The organism is Methanocella sp. MCL-LM, assembly GCF_049676595.1.
In the GTDB taxonomy this organism is placed as follows: domain Archaea; phylum Halobacteriota; class Methanocellia; order Methanocellales; family Methanocellaceae; genus Methanocella_A.
Genome location: NZ_CP187259.1, coordinates 537725 through 555769, shown reverse-complemented (window position 1 = coordinate 555769; position 18045 = coordinate 537725). Strand labels below are relative to the sequence as shown.

At 56.9% G+C, this 18045-nt stretch carries 17 protein-coding genes and 1 tRNA gene; 11 read left to right on the top strand and 7 right to left on the bottom strand.

Going from position 1 to position 18045, the window contains the following annotated elements; translation table 11 throughout:
* Nucleotides 1-42: 42 nt before the first annotated feature.
* Complete coding sequence (locus ACPLPM_RS02790) at nt 43-393, bottom strand: protease inhibitor I42 family protein (protein WP_424358713.1); 351 nt, start codon at nt 391-393, stop codon at nt 43-45.
* Between the two features lie 311 nt (nt 394-704).
* On the opposite strand from ACPLPM_RS02790, the gene ACPLPM_RS02785 reads away from it, so the two are divergent.
* From ACPLPM_RS02785 to ACPLPM_RS02775, 3 genes are all read left to right on the top strand, one after another.
* Nucleotides 705-1247, top strand: coding sequence for a peroxiredoxin (locus tag ACPLPM_RS02785; protein WP_424358712.1), 543 nt, complete (start codon nt 705-707; stop codon nt 1245-1247).
* Nucleotides 1231-1785 carry a DsbA family protein gene (locus tag ACPLPM_RS02780; protein WP_424358711.1) on the top strand — a complete coding sequence of 185 codons (555 nt, stop codon included), beginning with the start codon at nt 1231-1233 and terminating at the stop codon, nt 1783-1785. Before ACPLPM_RS02785 ends, ACPLPM_RS02780 begins: the two co-directional genes overlap by 17 nt.
* Before the next feature lie 92 nt (nt 1786-1877).
* Entirely contained in the window at nt 1878-3296 is a 1419-nt protein-coding gene (locus tag ACPLPM_RS02775; RefSeq protein WP_424358710.1) for an MFS transporter, read from the top strand.
* 903 nt (nt 3297-4199) lie between these two features.
* On the opposite strand, the gene ACPLPM_RS02770 is transcribed toward ACPLPM_RS02775, so the two are convergent.
* Nucleotides 4200-5090, bottom strand: coding sequence for a PHP domain-containing protein (locus ACPLPM_RS02770; protein ID WP_424358709.1), 891 nt, complete (start codon nt 5088-5090; stop codon nt 4200-4202).
* Nucleotides 5091-5356: 266 nt separating this feature from the next.
* Here ACPLPM_RS02770 and ACPLPM_RS02765 point away from each other — a divergent pair, with 266 nt between their 5' ends.
* A complete protein-coding gene (locus tag ACPLPM_RS02765; protein ID WP_424358708.1) occupies nt 5357-7039 on the top strand; it encodes a sensor histidine kinase in 1683 nt (560 codons plus the stop codon).
* A gap of 46 nt (nt 7040-7085) precedes the next feature.
* On the opposite strand, the gene ACPLPM_RS02760 is transcribed toward ACPLPM_RS02765, so the two are convergent.
* Nucleotides 7086-7712 carry an FmdE family protein gene (locus ACPLPM_RS02760; protein ID WP_424358707.1) on the bottom strand — a complete coding sequence of 209 codons (627 nt, stop codon included), beginning with the start codon at nt 7710-7712 and terminating at the stop codon, nt 7086-7088.
* A 240-nt stretch (nt 7713-7952) separates the two neighbouring features.
* Here ACPLPM_RS02760 and ACPLPM_RS02755 point away from each other — a divergent pair, with 240 nt between their 5' ends.
* The gene (locus ACPLPM_RS02755) at nt 7953-8831 is read left to right on the top strand and encodes a CBS domain-containing protein (protein WP_424360024.1); all 879 of its coding nucleotides are present in this window, start codon (nt 7953-7955) and stop codon (nt 8829-8831) included.
* A 73-nt stretch (nt 8832-8904) separates the two neighbouring features.
* On the opposite strand, the gene ACPLPM_RS02750 is transcribed toward ACPLPM_RS02755, so the two are convergent.
* Nucleotides 8905-9993 carry an NAD(P)-dependent glycerol-1-phosphate dehydrogenase gene (locus ACPLPM_RS02750; protein ID WP_424360023.1) on the bottom strand — a complete coding sequence of 363 codons (1089 nt, stop codon included), beginning with the start codon at nt 9991-9993 and terminating at the stop codon, nt 8905-8907.
* A gap of 35 nt (nt 9994-10028) precedes the next feature.
* Here ACPLPM_RS02750 and ACPLPM_RS02745 point away from each other — a divergent pair, with 35 nt between their 5' ends.
* The 5 genes from ACPLPM_RS02745 (at nt 10029) to hypD (ending at nt 15374) form a co-directional block, all read left to right on the top strand.
* On the top strand, nt 10029-10871 hold the full coding sequence (locus tag ACPLPM_RS02745) for a DUF63 family protein (protein WP_424358706.1): 843 nt from the start codon (nt 10029-10031) through the stop codon (nt 10869-10871).
* A complete protein-coding gene (locus tag ACPLPM_RS02740) occupies nt 10868-11479 on the top strand; it encodes a stage II sporulation protein M (protein ID WP_424358705.1) in 612 nt (203 codons plus the stop codon). Before ACPLPM_RS02745 ends, ACPLPM_RS02740 begins: the two co-directional genes overlap by 4 nt.
* 268 nt (nt 11480-11747) lie before the next feature.
* Complete coding sequence (locus ACPLPM_RS02735; protein WP_424358704.1) at nt 11748-12407, top strand: stage II sporulation protein M; 660 nt, start codon at nt 11748-11750, stop codon at nt 12405-12407.
* A 982-nt stretch (nt 12408-13389) separates the two neighbouring features.
* Nucleotides 13390-14292, top strand: a complete 903-nt coding sequence (gene nadA, locus ACPLPM_RS02730) for a quinolinate synthase NadA (RefSeq protein ID WP_424358703.1) — start codon at nt 13390-13392, stop codon at nt 14290-14292.
* An 8-nt stretch (nt 14293-14300) separates the two neighbouring features.
* A complete protein-coding gene (hypD, locus tag ACPLPM_RS02725; protein WP_424358702.1) occupies nt 14301-15374 on the top strand; it encodes a hydrogenase formation protein HypD in 1074 nt (357 codons plus the stop codon).
* A gap of 188 nt (nt 15375-15562) precedes the next feature.
* Here hypD and ACPLPM_RS02720 read toward each other — a convergent pair whose 3' ends face one another.
* A complete protein-coding gene (locus ACPLPM_RS02720) occupies nt 15563-16501 on the bottom strand; it encodes a hypothetical protein (RefSeq protein ID WP_424358701.1) in 939 nt (312 codons plus the stop codon).
* A gap of 373 nt (nt 16502-16874) precedes the next feature.
* Here ACPLPM_RS02720 and ACPLPM_RS02715 point away from each other — a divergent pair, with 373 nt between their 5' ends.
* Nucleotides 16875-17138: a hypothetical protein gene (locus ACPLPM_RS02715; RefSeq protein WP_424358700.1), complete on the top strand. Its 264-nt coding sequence runs from the start codon at nt 16875-16877 to the stop codon at nt 17136-17138.
* Between the two features lie 433 nt (nt 17139-17571).
* On the opposite strand, the gene ACPLPM_RS02710 is transcribed toward ACPLPM_RS02715, so the two are convergent.
* Nucleotides 17572-17643, bottom strand: a tRNA-Ala gene (locus ACPLPM_RS02710).
* Between the two features lie 131 nt (nt 17644-17774).
* The gene (locus tag ACPLPM_RS02705; RefSeq protein ID WP_424358699.1) at nt 17775-18044 is read right to left on the bottom strand and encodes an elongation factor 1-beta; all 270 of its coding nucleotides are present in this window, start codon (nt 18042-18044) and stop codon (nt 17775-17777) included.
* Nucleotide 18045: the final 1 nt, after the last annotated feature.

Sequence of the window (18045 nt, the reverse complement as noted above, 5' to 3'; positions counted from 1 at the left end):
GGTGCGCGTAAACGATCGGCATTATCGAGTGTACCGGCCGCCTCATTCTGGCGAAACGTCAACTTGAAGCTGGAAGGTGATCGGCAGGATGTCGCCCGTCTTGTTCTGGCCCCTGTAATTCGCCCGGTAGAAGTGCATGCCGGGCGCTATGGCCCTGATTTTCCAGTAGTGAAAGCCTCCGGCGAAGGGCCTGGCTAAATCCGTCGGCCCGAACCAGCTGTCGACAACCTTAAGGCCGGGTGGCAGGTCAGGATTCCAGCGGTACCCCAGCTCCAGGTTAACGGGTAGCCGGATGACAAACCTGTCACCGGGTTGCAGCCCTACCGTCGTCCGGTGATCCTGGATACTAAACGTTGGTACCTTCTTCTGTCGCACCTTCGGTCGGAATTTCATGCCACATACTCCCTGTATGGCGGCAGATGCCCTGGTAAAAGAGTTGCTTGAGAAGGCTTGGGGGGTATATAGCCTCCAGGGCAATCGCCGTCCGGGACCTGGGAGAACTAACTCAGTCCTATTACCAGCAAGGGTAAGATAGTATTAAAAAAATCTCTGATAATCATCGAACATATTATCCAGGCCTTAACTGGTGTCGTGTGCCCACGGTTGACGAGGCAAGGAAAGCCGTGAAAAAATAGGCTATATTTTGTTGGCGCGGCGTCCGAATGATCTTTATCACCATCACAGATATTCGGGAGGTCTTAATTATGGAAAACATTGACAGTTCTGCAGTCAGGAAGGACCCGTCGCAAAAGGTATCGAAGCCGCTAAGCCCCGGCACTCAGGCGCCGGACTTTACCCTGAGGGCGGGTAAGGATAAGACTGTGAAGCTGAGCGATTTCAGAGGAAGGCCTGTGGTCATCGCTTTTTACCCGGCAGACTTCAGCCCGGTCTGTACTGATCAGCTGGCCCTGTACAGCGAGGTCCTCCAGGAGTTTCAGCGGTATGATGCGGCCGTTATTGCCATTTCGGTAGATGGCATCTGGAGCCACCAGGCTTTCTCGAAAAGCCGGAACCTTAACTTTCCGCTGTTGTCCGATTTTGAGCCCAAGGGCGAAATCGCCCGGGCCTACGGGGTGTACCGGGAGAAGGACGGGATGAGCGAGCGGGCGCTGTTCGTGATCGATGCGGACGGGGTCATCCGGTGGAGCTACGTGTCGCCGGTGCACGTCAACCCGGGGGCTGAGGGCATTCTGAAGGCGCTGGAAGACCTGAAAGCCCGGGGAGGCAGGGTTGCCGCAACAGTATGAGGCCCCGAAGCTCACCCGCCCGGTAGACCGGGAGGACCATACCCAGGGGCCTGCGAACGCTCCCGCCGTACTGGTAGAGTACGGGGATTTCGAGTGCCCCTACTGTGGGGAGGCTTACCCCATGATACAGCAGGTCCAGCGCAGGCTCGGCGATCGGCTCTGCTTTGCCTTCCGCCACTTTCCCCTGACGAGGGTGCACCCGCACTCCATGCAGGCGGCCGAGGCAGCGGAGGCTGCTGCGTCGCAGGGCAGGTTCTGGGAGATGCACGACACGCTGTACGAGCACCAGGACGCCCTCGCCATGGAGGATCTCAAGCGCTACGCTGCCGACCTGCAACTTGATACGGGCAAGTTCAACGGCGAGCTGGACGGCCACGTGTACGTAGACGGCATCCGCAGGCAGTTCATGGAGGGCGTGCGCAGCGGGGTGAATGGCACTCCGGCATTCTTCATCGACGGGGAGCGGTACGACGGGCCGCCGGAGCTGGAACCGCTGCTGAGGGCGATCGAGGACCGCATTTCAAGGAAACAAGCTTAGAATCGGCCCTGTAAGCTCCTGGGTCCCCGGAGAGCCCGGTTAACACGAAACTATTTACTGTATAGTGCCATTTGCTGTCTCGGAGAGACAGTATGCAGCAGGCGCAGCAGGAGCAGATCCCGGAACAGGTGTACAGGAACAGGTACAAGATCATGGCGGTGGTGCTCCCCAGCATCCTCATGGCAGTCCTCGATGGCACTGTAACCAACATTGCGCTCCCCACTATCACTGCCTACTTCAACGTGGACGTCGCGCTGTCTCAGTGGGTGATCACGTCTTACCTGCTCACCATCACCAGTTTGTTGCTCGTATTCGGCAAGATCTCGGAGCGAACCGGCAAAATACCGCTCTTCATCGCAGGCTTCGCGATCTTCACAGCCAGTTCTCTGGCCTGCGGCCTGGCGCCTAACCTCCCGGTGCTCATCGGCTGCCGCATTCTGCAGGCCGTCGGCGGAGCCATGGTGTTCAGCATCAGCGGCGCCATCCTCTTCCAGGCATTCCCCGCCAAAGAGAGGGGCAGGGCTATGGGCTACATCGGCTCGACGGTAGCGGTGGGCGGCATCCTGGGACCGGTGCTCGGCGGGTTCCTGGTCAGCACCCTGGGCTGGCAGTACATCTTCCTGATCAACGTGCCCATCGGCGCTGTCGTGCTCCTGGCCTCGCTGGCGTACCTGCGGATGCCCGAGATGAAGTACGAGAAGGCCGGGTTCGACTGGGCGGGCACCGGAGCCCTCATCGCCGCGATGGCCTCGCTGGTCCTGTGCCTGGGACAGCTGTCCGATACTGCAGCCCTCACGCTGCCCATCGTCGCGCTAGCCGCGGTGTTCGTCGTGTCCCTCGCCGCCTTCGTGGTGATCGAGAGCCGGGCAAAATCGCCCCTGCTCGACCTGGAAGTGTTCCGCATCAAGAACTTCACCCTGCCCTGCCTCAGCATGCTCCTCTTCTTCATCGGCAGCTTTACCGTGATCGTGGTGGGCCCGTTCTACTTCGAGGGCGTCATGGGCTTCACTCCGGCACAGGTAGGCATGTTTTTCCTGATCAACCCCGTCATCATGGTGATAGGAGCGCCGATCAGCGGGTGGCTCTACGACAAGCACCACTCGAAGTACTACAGCACTGCGGGCATGCTGATCATCACGGTGGCGATGTTTACCTACGCCTACGCAGCCTACATAACGAGCATCCCGGCCATCATCGCCGGCATGGTCCTCCTTGGCATAGGCGGCGCCTTATTCCAGAGCCCCAACAACACCGAGCTGATGAGCGCCCTGCCCCGCCAGAAGATCGGCATCGCCTCCAGCGTCTCCAGCACCGTGAGAAACCTCAGCTTTACCCTGGGCGCGTCGTTCGGCGTCCTGCTCCTCACCGCACAGTTCAGCCTCGCCGGCTACCACGGCCAGGTCCTCGAAGCCGACCACAGCCTCCTCATCCCCGTCATCGCGGTAACCATAGCCGTCGGCGGCGTCATCTGCCTGCTGTCCGCTATCGCCTCGCTGCTCAGGAACGTGTAAAATAAAACCTCGATATATCAGCGTTCTCACCACGGCGGCACGGCGACACAGAGACAAATCGAGAAACTATGGCAGGATAGTTAGTTGAACCACGGCGGCACGGCGACACAGAGACAAATCGAGAAACTATGGCAGGATAGTTAGTTGAACCACGGCGGCACGGCGACACAGAGACAAATCGAGAAACTATGGCAGGATAGTTAGTTGAACCACGGCGGCACGGCGACACAGAGACAAATCGAGAAACTATGGCAGGATAGTTAGTTGAACCACGGCGGCACGGCGACACAGAGACAAATCGAGAAACTATGGCAGGATAGTTAGTTGAACCACGGCGGCACGGCGACACAGAGACAAATCGAGAAACTATGGCAGGATAGTTAGTTGAACCACGGCGGCACGGCGACACAGAGACAAATCGAGAAACTATGGCAGGATAGTTAGTTGAACCACGGCGGCACGGCGACACAGAGACAACCCGTACCCGAATAGCAAGACGCTTTATTATTGAACCACGGCGGCACGGCGGGCTGACGACACTGAGACAACCATTTTTCCTTCCTTCAGGCTATTGATCGAAAGTCAGGCTGAAACCCTTGGATAGTAAGCTTATGATTAATGCACTGTCTTTGTGTCGCCGTGGACTAAAAAAGGGTTCACTTATACCAGTTCACCACTGTCTTGGTGTCGCCGTGCCGCCGTGGTTCTAGTTACCATCTGGCCTGTTGTGGATCGCCTTGTCTTGGTGTCGCCGTGCCGCCGTGGTTCTAGTTACCATCTGGCCTGTTGTGGATCGCCTTGTCTTGGTGTCGCCGTGCCGCCGTGGTTCAAATATTTGATCTACAGTTGTTGGGATAAGGAGCCGTGCCGCTGTGATGTATCGTCCCAGCGCTCACGGTGATCTTATTCTAGAAGCCAGCTTATATCAATGCTGTACTCATCGGTCTCCATCCCCGGCTCGCCGTTTTTGGCGTGGTAGTCGGAGCAGGCCGTGAGCTTGAGCCCGTAGCGGCGGGCCATTTCGACGGTCTTCATGTTGAGCTGGCGCTCGATCATGATCCGCTCAAAAGGCTCTATCGCTCTAATCGACCGCATCTTGGTCTTCTGCCGGTACTTGCAGAGCTCGACTCCCACGCCACCGAGCTTTTTGAACTTTTTCATGACAGCGTCGGGCCGGGCGTACTCGAAGGGATGGGCCAGGACGGGCAGGCCTCCGGAGGCTTTGATCAGCCGAATGCATTCGGCCATGGTGAGCTCGTAGGCTTTTTTCGTCTCCACTTCAGGGAGCTTGAAGATTCTGTACAGCTCCTCCTCGGGAATCTCGATGCCCGTTTTTCGGGCGGCTTCGAGCACTTCGGCGGCGATGTGGGGCTTGCCCACTATCGTCCCTGATACCCGCTTCCGGACGTTTTCAAAGCTGACGGGCTCCCAGACGTCGTACCGGTCAGATAAGTAGTCGTTGATCCGGTCGAGCAGCCGCCGCCTTGCATCCACCCGGGCGTCTGCGAGGAGCTTGAGCTCGCTCCGGAGCGGGCCGTTGTCCGGATCGATGCGCAGCCCGACTACATGGACGTCGACGTGGTCGTCTTCGTCCCTGGTTGAAAGCTCTACCCCAGGGACCAGCCGGATCCCGGCCTTCCCGGCTTCCTCGAGGGCGGCCGGGTAGCCGTCGACAGTGTCGTGATCGGTGATGGATATCAGCCGGATGTCGAGCTCTGAAGCCAGCTGAAATACCTCGGCGACGGTCTTGCGGCCGTCAGAACAGGTAGTGTGAACGTGAGTATCGATCTTCATGAGCAGAGTCACCTCTACGGTGACGACCGCGGAGGCATCTTATGATAGGCTTGCTCAGACATATATATTTATGCCGGAGATGCGGAGGCGTCTAAATGCCGGCATGGCTAAGGTAGGAGTTCAATTGTGCCATATCCCGAAAAGATATAACGTTAAACGCTAACTTTCTTGCGAGATATTTCCTCCGGGGTGGAACTACGAAGGTCAGCGTTCGATTTGCCATTATCACCGCAGTTATTTCCGCCCTGCTCATAGCGTCCATCATCGTGACCTTCGAGGGGCTCGTCATACCGTGGCACGAGGAGTCGATGATCCGGCTGTCTGCCAACACCGCCGATTTTTTGAAGGATACCGCACCCTGGCTTAACCGGTCGCAGCAGCAGGATCTATGCGAGCACCTGATCCTGGACAATCCCGACCTGAGCTATCTGCTGATCGTGGATCGCGACGGCAGGGCGATAGCGCACAGTAATCCTCAGCGGGTGGGTATGGTCTTCAATGACACGGGTACCCTGGCCGCAGCGCGGGACGGAGAGTTCGTACGGCAGTCGTACCTCCGGGACCATGACAACCTAAGCTCTCCCTACCACGACGAGCGCATCATAGACATCCTTTACCCCATCATCGATGAGAGCGGTAACCCGGCAGGAGCGGTTAACATAGGGCTCTCCATGAGCCGGGTGGACGCGATGAAGACCCAGTACAGGCTGGTGATCGCCGGCATCAGCCTCACGATACTGGTGTCAATGCTGCTGTTCATTTACAGCTTTTTCAGCCACGTATACCGGCCTATCGACGTCCTGGTCCGCGCGACCAGGAAGTTCAGGGATGACCAGGCGCCTGCCCGAATCAGCACCCGGGGCGACGACGAGTTCGCCGAGCTCGTAGGAGAGTTCAATAGCATGAGCTATCGGATATCCGGGCTGATCGCTGACCTGTCCAGAAGAGAGCGGGATTTGCAGGAGTACGTGGACCACCTGCTGACCTTTAGCGCAAAGCTGTCCCGGGACGGGGTGATCGAGATCATCAACAGGGCCACTCCCAGGCCTGCGGGCATGCGGGACGGGGACCTGATCGGCCTCAGATTAGGCGAAGAGGCATGCTGGGACCTGCCTGCTGAAGCCCGGTCCCGCCTCGCCGCATGCCTGGAGAGGGCCGGGCACGGGGAAGCGGTGCAGTACGAGGAAACCTTGGGCTCCGCGGGGAGCCGGGCCACCCTGGACATCGGCCTGATGCCCGTGAAAGGGCGGGACGACAAGACGGACTACATAGTGGCAGAGATACGGGACATCACCGGGCGGAAGCAGGCAGAGGATACGATAAAGAGGTCTCTCGAAGAGAAGGAAGTGCTGCTGAAGGAGATCCACCACAGGGTCAAGAACAACCTGCAGATCATCTCCAGCCTGCTCAATCTCCAGTCCTCGGCGCTCGGCGACGATGCCTCGGTTCTGGTGTACCAGGAGAGCCAGAACAGGATCAAGTCCATGGCCCTCATCCACGAGAAGCTCTACCAGTCTAAGGACCTCTCCCGCATCGATTTCGCAGACTACATTCAGAGCTTGAGCATGTACCTGTTCCAGACGTATGTGAAGGACCAGGACAAGATTCGAATTGACTTGCAGGTGGAGAGAGTGCCCCTGTGCATCGACGCTGCGATACCGTGCGGCCTGATCGTGAACGAGCTTGTGACCAACAGCCTGAAACACGCGTTCCCCGGCGACCGCAGGGGACAGGTAACCATCGGGCTCCAGGTGTTACCCGACAGCTTGATCGAGCTGAGGGTGGGTGACGATGGCGTCGGGCTGCGCGAAGGGCTGGACGTTGCCAACGCTAAGACGCTTGGCCTGCAGCTGGTCTATGCGCTGGCTTCTCAGCTGGAGGGCAGGGTGGAGGTATCCAGGGAAACCGGCGTAACCTTCAGGGTTACCTTCCGAAATCCCTGTGCATGATAAGAGCTGTTCGGCCGGGCTCGCGGGATAAGCTGTCGAGAAAAGGTCAGCCATTTCGCTGGCAGGGCTGACAGTAGTAGCCATCTTTCTCCTTTTTCGCCCGGTCCGTGCTCACCGGCTCGCCGCAGCGGGCGCAAACTACGTCCCCCGCACGGGGTCCTCTGCCCCGGTGCTCCTCGTTCACTTCCCGGATATCAAACACTACATCGCCGGGCGTCTCGAGTATGGCCCGGCAGATCCGCTCGATGCGGTGCGGGAGGTCGACAACCTCCTCGGGAGTCGCCTCATCGCCGGAGACTCTCGCCTGCAGGCTGGCGAGCCCCGGGTCGAGCCGATCAACCGTGAACTCGGACTTCAGCGAGACGCGTAAGCCTCTGCCGGTACCTTTAATCAAAAAAGTATAGACCTGCTTTCCGTAGTCGCAGAGGATCAGGTTCCCGTTACCGACTGTCCTGCCGGTGACCGTCTGGACCGCGTCCACTCCGCACCCGGCGTTCTCTACCATCACCAGGATCTCGCTGTTGTCGCTGATGTGGGTGTGCAGCCAGCGCATGCCGATGTGCGAGGCGTAGTAGCCGATAGCAAGGCCGGGGCATATGTGCCCGTGAAACTGTACCGCGCTGGAAAACGGGAGAATGAAGCCGTGCGATTCGGGGTCGATCTGGTAGCCCATGGTCGATCGAAATCCAGTACGCTGTCATATTATAAACACTTAGTGCGGACGGAGAGATCATCGACAATTTTATCTCTGTGAGCGGCAGCATAACAGGCACCGCCGGAACCATGCCGGCCGGCCAGTGTTCCCGGCATTGATGATCGCCGGAGATGGTTACTTAGCAAAGTATATAATGAAAAAACATTATAATCTGGAAGGTTAGAGAAACGATTAAATTCGGCAATTGACGTGATGACGATGGTTGAACTGACGGTAATCCAGAGAGAAATTTTATCTGCGCTAATCAACTTATTCAGGGAGAAGGGCCGGGCCATCAAGGGAGAGGAAATCTCGGAGCGGATCGACCGCAATCCCGGCACCGTCCGGAACCAGATGCAGTCGCTGAAAGCACTGGGCCTTGTGGAAGGCGTACCGGGCCCCAAGGGCGGCTACAAGGCGACCAGCTCCGCCTACCAGGCGCTGAACCTCTCGCCCATGGACAAAGAGGCGGAAGTACCAATATACCGTAACGGGGAACGTGTGCTAAACACCAACGTAGCTGACATTGACCTTAACACCGTCAGGCATCCGGACATGTGCCGTGCCAGCATCAAGATCCTGGGGGACATCCGGAACTTCGACGTGGGAGACACCATCCAGATCGGCCCTACCCCGGTCAACAAGCTGATGGTCAGAGGCGACGTAGTAGGCCGGGATGATATCAGCGGCATTGTGCTGCTGAGCATCACGGAAATGATCTCCCTGCCTAAAAAGCCTGTGAAGGACTACATTAATCACCGGCTGATTACCATACCCACCACCGCTACGATCAAGGAAGCTCTGGTCACGCTTGCCAGGAACGACATCCACGGGGTCCCGGTAGAGGAGGGAGGCAAGATTGTTGGCATCATCACCTATACGGACATAGGCCGGGCCATCTCTGCAGACAAGGGTAGCAGTAAGGTCACGGAGTTCATGACGCCCAAAGTAGTCGCAATTGAGTCTGACAAGCCCATGTACGAGGCAGTGTCCCTCATGAACCGGAACAAGATCGGCAGGCTGCTGGTCACAGAAGAGGGCAGGCCCAAGGGCATGATCACCCGCATGGACGTCATCAGCAAGCTGACTTCGTATTAAAAAAAACTAGAGCTGCCGGGCCAGGTGCGGAATACGTCCGGACACCCGGATGCCCCTTTTTTCTATTCGCTGCTTACTCTATGACCCCGGTAGCCCTGGCCACTTTCTCCGCCGCCTCGAGGGTGATACCAGTGTCGCCGAGGATCGTGTACCGCTCGGGCCGGATCTTGTGGGCTTCGGTCATCGCCTGGAGGATGTACCGGTCCTCGATGCCCATCTCCCGGGCGGTGACCGGGGCGCCAATCGTCTTTAAGGCGTTGCGGATGTTCTGCCAGTCGCCCCCGTGGAGGTACATCATCAGGATGGTCCCCAGGCCGCACTGCTCGCCGTGGAGGGCGGGCTTCGGGGCGATCTTGTCCAGCACGTGGGAGAACTTGTGCTCGCTGCCGCTGGCAGGCGCGGAGGAGCCTGCTATGCTCATGGCCACGCTGGACGAGACCAGCGCCTTGACGATTTCCTGGGCGGACTCCTCCAGGCCAGGCCGGATCATGTGCGCCGAGTCGACGACGATCTGGGCGGTCATCTGGGACAGAGCCGCTGCGTACTCGGAGAAGTAGACGTTCCTGAGGCGGGACGCGAGCTTCCAGTCCAGGACGGCGGTATAGTTGGAGATGACGTCGCCGCAGCCCGCGGCCAGCAGCCTGTAAGGCGATTTCACGATGATGCTGGTATCGGCCAGGACGCAGAGGGGTGCCTCTGCCTGGATGGAGACGGTCTCGCCGTCGTGGCGGATGGAGGCTCTGGACGACGCTATGCCGTCGTGGGACGCTGCCGTGGGGATGCTCAGGTAGTACATGTTGAGCCGGGTCGAGGCCAGCTTGGCGATATCGATGGTCTTGCCCCCGCCCACGCCCAGCAGAAAGTCGGCTTTCAGTTCCCTGGCGGTGGCTTTTGCCAGCTCCACGTTCTCCATGGTCGCGTTCTCTACGAGCAAAAAGTCCGCGCCATAGCCCGCTTCCCTGAGCGAATCGGCAACCGCATCACCGGCGATCTGTTTGGTGGTCTTACCTGTAACGATAAGCCCCCTGCCCTTGAGGCGCATGCTCCTGCACAGGTCGCCTACGCTCCGGACAGCTCCCGGCCCCGCGATGACGTTCCGGGGAAGCTGCATCCACCGCTCGCTGTGCTTGGAGACGTTTGTTTCCCCTTTGGATACATTTATGTCACTGTTGCTCGTATTAACACCCCAAGGTGAACATGTTGTCGTTTGACATTGGCGAGTTCGTCTACAAGTATTACATCCACCCCATCGTGTATGCCGGTGAGGGCTACAACCCGGTAAACACCGTCACCTATGCCATTATCCTTGGTATAAGCCTCTTCGCAATATTAAAGTTAATGGACATGCTGAAAGTCAAGATCGACGAGAAGTTCGTCGTCTCCACAGTACCGTTCATCCTGGTAGGCGCCTCGCTCCGGGTCGTGCAGGACGTACAGCTCGTGCAGCCGCCCCTCAGCTACATGTTCATCACCCCGTTCGTCTACGTCCTCGCCTTCGTCATCACCGCCGCCGTGCTGCTGACATGCCTCGGCCTGCAGCGGGCGGGCATCGTCAAGGACTACTCCAAGCCGTATTTCTGGACCGGAGTCGTCGGCATAGTTATCGTTCTAGGCCTCCTGTTCACCAAAGAGGTTCGGCTGTGGTGGGCCCCGATCGTCATCATCCTGCTGGCGGCCACCTTCACCGCCTCGATCTACGTGATCGCCAGGCACCTGAAAATTGACTTCCTCACCAACAAGCTCAACATCGCCATCCTCGCCGCCCACATGTTCGACGCCAGCTCCACCTTCACCGCGATCGACCTCGTCGGCGGGTGGTACGAGGAGCACGTCGTCCCGGTATTCTTCATTGGCCTGTTCGGCACCTCGTTCGTCATGTACGCGCTGAAGCTGGCAGTGTTCATCCCGGTCATCTACATCATAGAGAAGTATTTCAAAGATGACCCGCAGATGTACTACGGCATCAAGTTCGTGCTCCTGGTCCTCGGCGCAGGCCCCGGCATCCGGAACACGCTCCACATGACGTTCGTATCAGCATGACAGTAAAAACGCTACTTCCGGGGCCGCGGACCTTCGTGGCCTACCTTTACCAGATCAGGGCCTACATCTTAGTGATAGCCGCGCTCTGGCTCTTCTCGACCATCATCGGCGCCACTATGGCCGTGGCCTTGCCCGAGGAGAGCCGGCAGTTTGTGGAGGTCATCAGTAACCAGATGAAGCCTCTGCTCTCCGCATCGCAGTTCGATCTGATGATCGGCATCTTCCTGAACAACACCCGGGCCTGCCTGCTCTCGGTGGCGCTCGGCCTCGGGCTCGGCCTGCTGCCATTACTCATCATATTCGTCAACGGCCTCGCCATGGGCCTGGTCATCGCGCTCTCCGTCATAAACGCAGGCCCGCTGTTCATCATAGTGGCCCTGCTCCCCCACGGCATCATCGAGGTACCCGTGGTCGCTATCTCCGCCGCCATCGGCCTCCGGTTCGGGCACTGCATCCTCATGGCCCTCCTCCGGCAGGCAGTGGACCTCAAAAAGGAGCTGATCGACGGCGTGTCGGTCTTCGTCGTCTGGCTGGTGCCACTTCTGTTCGTGGCCGCGTTCGTCGAGAGCTACGTGACGCTGGCGCTGGTCTACTTCCTTATGGGTTAATAATCTTAAAAGCTGTAACCCGCATTGCCCGGCCCCGGGAGGCCTCGTTCTTGAATCGCAAAGACGCAAGGACGCAAAGGCGCAAAGTTGATCATATAACCTTCTTTGCGCCTTTGCGATTTAAAATCAACCCATTTTTGCCGTATCGCCTGCCCTTCTTCCAGCCTTTTATGCACGTCAACATTATATATATTAATATTTTAATTTAAGTTCGTATGGTCGGCATGGACAGAGGCAACCGGCTCCTAATTTTCACGGAGGGGGCGCAGTGACGTTCGAGAACCGGATACCTGGTCCGGGGGATTTCGCCGGGTACGTGTACAGGCTGAGGTGGCACCTCGGGGCGGTCATCCTGCTGTTCGCGATATTCATGGCCATGGGCTTTGTGGTGGCCACTGCTTACCCGGCTTTCACCGAGAGCACAATCTCGGGCTTCAAGGAAGAAGTAGGGCCGCTCAAGGAAATGTCGCCGCTGGGCCTGACGCTGGCCATCTTCGAGAACAACGCCATCAAGTGCTTTTTAACCGTCGTGCTCGGCCTGGCGCTGGGCATAGCGCCGATCATCTTCATCATCGCCAACGGGTTCGTCATCGGCATCGTGGTAGGGGCGACGTTCGTCAAGACCGGCATACTCTACGTGATCGTCGGCATCGTGCCCCACGGGGTCGTCGAGATGCCCATGGTCCTCATATCGGCGGCCATCGGCCTCAAGCTGGGGACGGACATGATGAGGGCGATCCTGTCGGCGACGGGCTCGGTGTTCAAGATCGACGCGCTGACGAAGCTGGACAGCGGGGCGAAGTACATCTGGAAGGACCTTCGGGAGGCGTTGCTGGTGTTCATCTTCTGGATCGCGCCGCTGCTGCTCATCGCCGCGTTCCTGGAGACCTTCGTGACCGGGACGCTGCTATACTTGCTCACTGCATAAAGACTACCTTAGCGTTAAGAAAGAACCACAACGGCACGGCGATTACTCACCATAGAGGGCACAGAGATGCACAGAGAATGCTTAATCACAGATTCCCCGTATCCCAGTGCCCGGGATGTAACCTGTGGTCCAGTGTTACCGCCTTGTTTAAGCTATCGTGGGTAGCACAAAAACACGAAACTACTTTTTTAGAGGGACACTAAAAGACTAAGACTCTAAGGTACACGGCTAAAACACGAACTGCACGAAGGCACTACTAATCGAAAAAAAGCACGAAGGGCACGGCCTTAAAACACGAACAAGTTCCGCGAATACTCAAAGACACCAAACTAAAACACAGCTGAACAAGCGGTTGTCATCGAAGACCGGCATCAGGATTATTATGCGGCCTCATGGGCGCAGTAGTCGTGGCAAGTGTAAGGCGAAACGGTTGTTTGTCTTAACTTGGTGTCTTAGGGTTTTCGCGGAACTTGTTCGTGTTATTAGACCGTGCCGTTCGTGTCCTTCGAGCTTTAACCGGTGTCTTAGTGCAATTCGTGTTTTAACCGTGAACTTTGAGCATTCGAGCATTTCGTGTCACTCTAAAAAAGATTTTATGTCTTCGTGCTACCCACGAGAGCCTATACAAGGCCAGAGCACCGGGCAGCTTACCAACCCCAAGCTGAACAAGCACGGGAACACCTGAGAGCGCAGAGATTTATATTTAGAGTAGAGGGCGCGAGAAAATTACAACCCGTCACGGCACATCCTGATACGGCCACGGCCGCCGCAGACACGAGAAGAAGAAGCCCGATGATCGCTATCTAGCGGCCGGGGACAGGTTACAGGATAGGCGTATATAGTGGCTTATCCGCCCGCACAGTTGTATACCATTCGTTTATTAGGATTTATGAGAATAGCTTTTGTTAGGCAAGCATTACGAAGCATACATTTAATGCGAAGCACATCCATTTTACTCAAAAATTCTGATGAGTAGTGTCTTATGAGCCTCGCAGAAGAAATCTTACAACTTAAAAAAGAGCGGAAGGCGGTCATCCTCGCCCACAACTACCAGCGTGGGGAGGTGCAGGACATCGCCGACTACTGCGGCGATTCTTTTGGCTTGAGCCAGAAGGCCGTGGAGGTCGACGCCGAGGTTATCGTGTTTTGCGGCGTGGACTTCATGGCAGAGTCCGCCGCCATCCTGAACCCGGACAAGATTGTCCTCAACCCTAAGCCGGAGGCGGGCTGCCCGATGTCGGCGATGATTACGCCGCTGCAGCTGCAGCTCTTCAAGAAAGAGCACCCCGACGCGGCCGTGGTCTGTTATGTTAATTCTTCCGCGGCGGTCAAGGCGGAGAGCGACGTGTGCTGCACGTCCTCCAACTCCATTAAAATCGTCAACGCGCTGGAGCAGGACGAGGTCCTGCACGTGCCGGACTACAACCTGGCCACGTATACGCAGCGCTTCACCAAGAAGAAGATTTACCCGTGGAACGGCTTCTGTCCGACCCACCACCAGATCACCGCCGGGGACATCCTGATCTCTAAGATGGACCACCCCGGGGCGGAGATCATCGTGCATCCGGAGTGCCGGCAGGAAGTCATCGCCCTCGCGGACGGCGTCTACTCCACGGACGGCATGCTCAAGTATGCGAAAACGACTACGAAGGACCTGGTCATCGGCACCGAGGTAGGCATCATCCACCGGCTCAAGAAGGAGAACCCGGGCAAGAACTTCTACCCCGTCTCCAATTATGTGGTCTGCCCTAACATGAAGATGAACACCCTCGAGACGATCAGGGACAGCCTCCGGGACATGAAGACCGAGATCAGGATACCGGAAACTATTCGTATTGACGCGAAAAAAGCACTGGACAGAATGCTGGAAATCGGCAGAGGTTAGAGATACTTATGACAGGACAGGAGCAGGCGGCAAAAGCCCTCGCCGAGCAGATCGAGAAGCTCGCGGCCGGGAGAGAGATCAAGATCATGCACGTGTGCGGCACCCACGAGTACACGATAACCAAGAGCGGCATCCGCTCATTACTTCCCCCTAATGTTAAGGTAGTCATGGGCCCCGGGTGCCCGGTGTGCGTCACCCCCCAGAGCGAGATCGACGCCTGCGTGGAATTAGCTGAGCAAGGCAAGATCATCTGCACCTACGGCGACCTTTTAAGGGTGCCCGGCACCAAGTCCTCGTTATATGATACAGTAGGCGACATCCGCATCGTCCAGAGCATCGCCCAGGCGGTCGACATCGCAAAGCAGACTCCTGAGAAGGAAGTCGTGTTCATGGCCGTGGGCTTCGAGACCACCGCGCCGACCACTGCCGCCGTGTTATTGCTGAACCCGCCCGAAAACTTCTCGATCATAGTCTCCCACAGGCTCGTCCCGCCCGCCATGAAGTGGCTGATGCAGCAGGGCGAGGCCAACCTGAACGGCTTCCTGTTGCCGGGCCACGTGTGCACCATCATGGGCATCCACGAGTACGAGGCCTTCCCCGTTCCCCAGGTCATCGCCGGGTTCGACGCCATGGAAGTCCTGTACGGACTATATTTACTGGTAAAACAGATCGTCGAAGGCCGCGCTGTCGTCGAGAACGCGTATGCCAGCGCCGTCAAGCCCGAAGGCAACCTCAAGGCCCAGAAGATGATGGCCGAGGTTTTCGAGCCCTGCGACATCATGTGGAGAGGCTTCCCGGTCATCCCCGACTCGGGCTACAAACTCAAGTCCCAGTTCGAGAAGTACGACGCCATCAAAAAGTTCGGCATCGAGCTCAAGGACGTCAAGTGCACCACCGGGTGCCTGTGCAACGAACTGCTGAGAGGCATCAAAGAGCCGACCGACTGCAAGCTGTTCGGCAAGGCCTGCACCCCGCTGAAGCCGGTGGGCGCCTGTATGGTCTCCAGCGAAGGCGCGTGCCGCATCTGGTACACCTACGGCAAGGCGCATAAAATAGTCAAGACAGCTCCGGCGAGCCCCTGAAAGGGCTCGCTCCGTATCTCTTTTTACATCATTTGTCGGCAAAGAGCGGACGCTACGCGATAGCTAGAGACTTATTGTGTTTACAGCATTAGTTCAGGGCCCGGCGCCCGGGACTATAAAATTCACAGAAAAAGAGTCGAGAGGAGCCCCGGTGAGGAGGCCCCTGTTCTGGCATATTTTGAAGGCCATCAGGCCTTCAGGAATCTCCACGAGTAAGTCATGTCGTTGACGCAGGTGGTCAGGTTGCCCTTTGCCTGCACGATCATGTAGTCGTCCTGATATTTGATATTGTAGGCGTCGAACTTCATGACGTAGATGCCGAGCTGCTCATACTGGCTCTTGTACTGCTGCTTCTCGGTCTCGTTGAGCGTCCGGTTCAGGTGGATCACAGCCAGGTAGTCGTACTTGCCCTCTTCGGCGGCCGGGGTGATGCCTGCGTAATACCGGTCAGAGGCGTTGAGCAGCGACGTGGTGCCTACTACGGACAGACGAGCGCTGGTGGCGTTGACCGGGTAGCCCTTCAGCTGCGTGATGAGATCGAAGTAGTTATCGTAGGAGGTCCTGTTGCCCGGATTGGACCAGTACAGGAGCATGTCGGCTACGTTCTGGATCCTGCCGCTCACGGTAGGCCTCGTCTCGGAGTAGGTGTACAGCGAGTTGATAGCCCTCATGGGGACGCCGTTGTAGGAAGTCTGGTTGGGGTTGGTGATGGTGTACTTAGGCCCGAAATCGGTGATCGAGACCCACTGCTCCGCGAAAGAGCCGAAGTACCCCTCAGGGTAGTTGACCAGCACGTCTTTCTCGGGCTGGCCGCCGAACGCCGCCGGGTTGGGGATGCTGCCGTTCAGGTTGGCCATCGCCCAGTTGCCGATATCCTCGTCCGACTTAAGGTCCGCAAACCTGACGTAGTCCGCTCCCGGCGGGACAATCACAAGCCCGTCCACGATGGAGTTGAACCTGATCTCGTCGGTGCCAGAATCGTCTGGCGTCGTCGGGTTGGTATTAGTAAGTATCGCGAAGATGGACAATACCATGATCAGTATGAGAAAGATCGGGATGGCAACTTTCATCCAGTTCTTTTTCCCTGCGCCCTTCTGGGGTGCCTTTTTGCCGCCTTTTGATGCCATAGTCGTCGCCTCGATTGCAACGGGAGTATCAGGAACGGCATTATAGATAAAGTTTTAGAAGGGGTGTCGGGGGAACCTTTTTGAAAAAGGTTCCCCTGACTCACGACACGAGAAAAAGTCCGGAGGGCACAGGAAAAGCGATGTTTTTGAGGGGGTGGCGAGGGGGTGGCGGCACCGAAGGGTGCCACCACTCAGATTTTTACTAAAAAACCCCCCTAACACCACACAGGGATAACTTTTAGGGTTTACGCAAAAACCCCCTAACACCACACAGAGCTAACTTTTAGGGTTGGGAGAGACTGTAAACCCTCAATCAAGAAACACCTTGCTATCTGTGCTTCATTAAGCAAGGGCTATCGAAGAATACGCCTGCATGGAGATTGATTCGGTCATGAAAAGGGGGTTTTCAAGTAAAGCCCGTGAAAAAATCTTCGGGAGGTCGGAGAGTTCCCGGGAGTCCGGGGAGGATTTTCAAAGTGGGAGGTTTGAGAGGATAAGGAGGTCGGAGAGGAGGTCGGAGAGTATGGAACGGTTAGAGAGGATACTTTTTTATGGTGATTTCCCGGTTTTTAGGAGGGTCAGGTACCGTTTACACGAAGTACACAAGGTACGCGAAGTACGCGAAGTTTTACTATAAATTGGCTTGCAGTCAGCCTGTTTATCAGACTTTGAGTACTTCGTGTACTTCGAGTACTTCGTGTAAATGGTACGGGCACTCGTATAACAGGCTTCAGGAATTACCATTGATTTAATCCTCTCCGGCCTCCTCGCTTACCCTCTCAGCACCCCCACACACGAATTTTTCATGGAATACAAGACATTCCTATGATCAGCATACGGGGGAGCTTTTTAGTGAACCACTAAAAGTTAACTCTGTGCGGTGTTAGGGGGGCTTTTAGTGAACCCCTAAAAGTTATATCAGCTGGTGTTAGGGGGGCTTTTTGTAAAAAGCCCCCCTCGTCACCCCCTCAAAAACATCGCTTTTAAAAGCGCCCTTCGGGCGTGAGATCATGTCGAAAGTCAAGGGAACTTTTTTAGAAAGTTCCCCGACAGCCCCTCAAAAATCTTAATGGACCCTGCGGGAATTGAACCCGCGGCATCTACGTTGCGAACGTAGCACTCTACCCCTGAGTTAAGAGCCCGATTTCAACATAAGATAACATTTGTACTATAAATACTATTCGCGGGCATATACGCTCTCTGCGAGCGAAGCGAGCCCATAAAAGGCGAAGCCTGTAGGACCTGTCTGTGGCCCTCAGGCGCCCTTTCTGCCTTAGAATGCCCTGCCGGTTGCTTCGACGTTGACGCTCTCGACGCCCTCTACTTTAGAGAAGGCTTCTTCGACGGGCTCAGTGCCGCCTGCGTTGTCGTCGACGGTGACGGTGACCATGATGGCCTTTAAGCCGAACGCGATGGGCTTGAGGTTCATGCCCTGAAGCTTGCCGCTGGCGGGCATGGCTGCCTTGAGAGCTTCCATGAGCTTGTTTAAGTCACGGTCTGCGCTGTCCGGCATGACTCTGATAGACGCTACTACGTCTGCCATG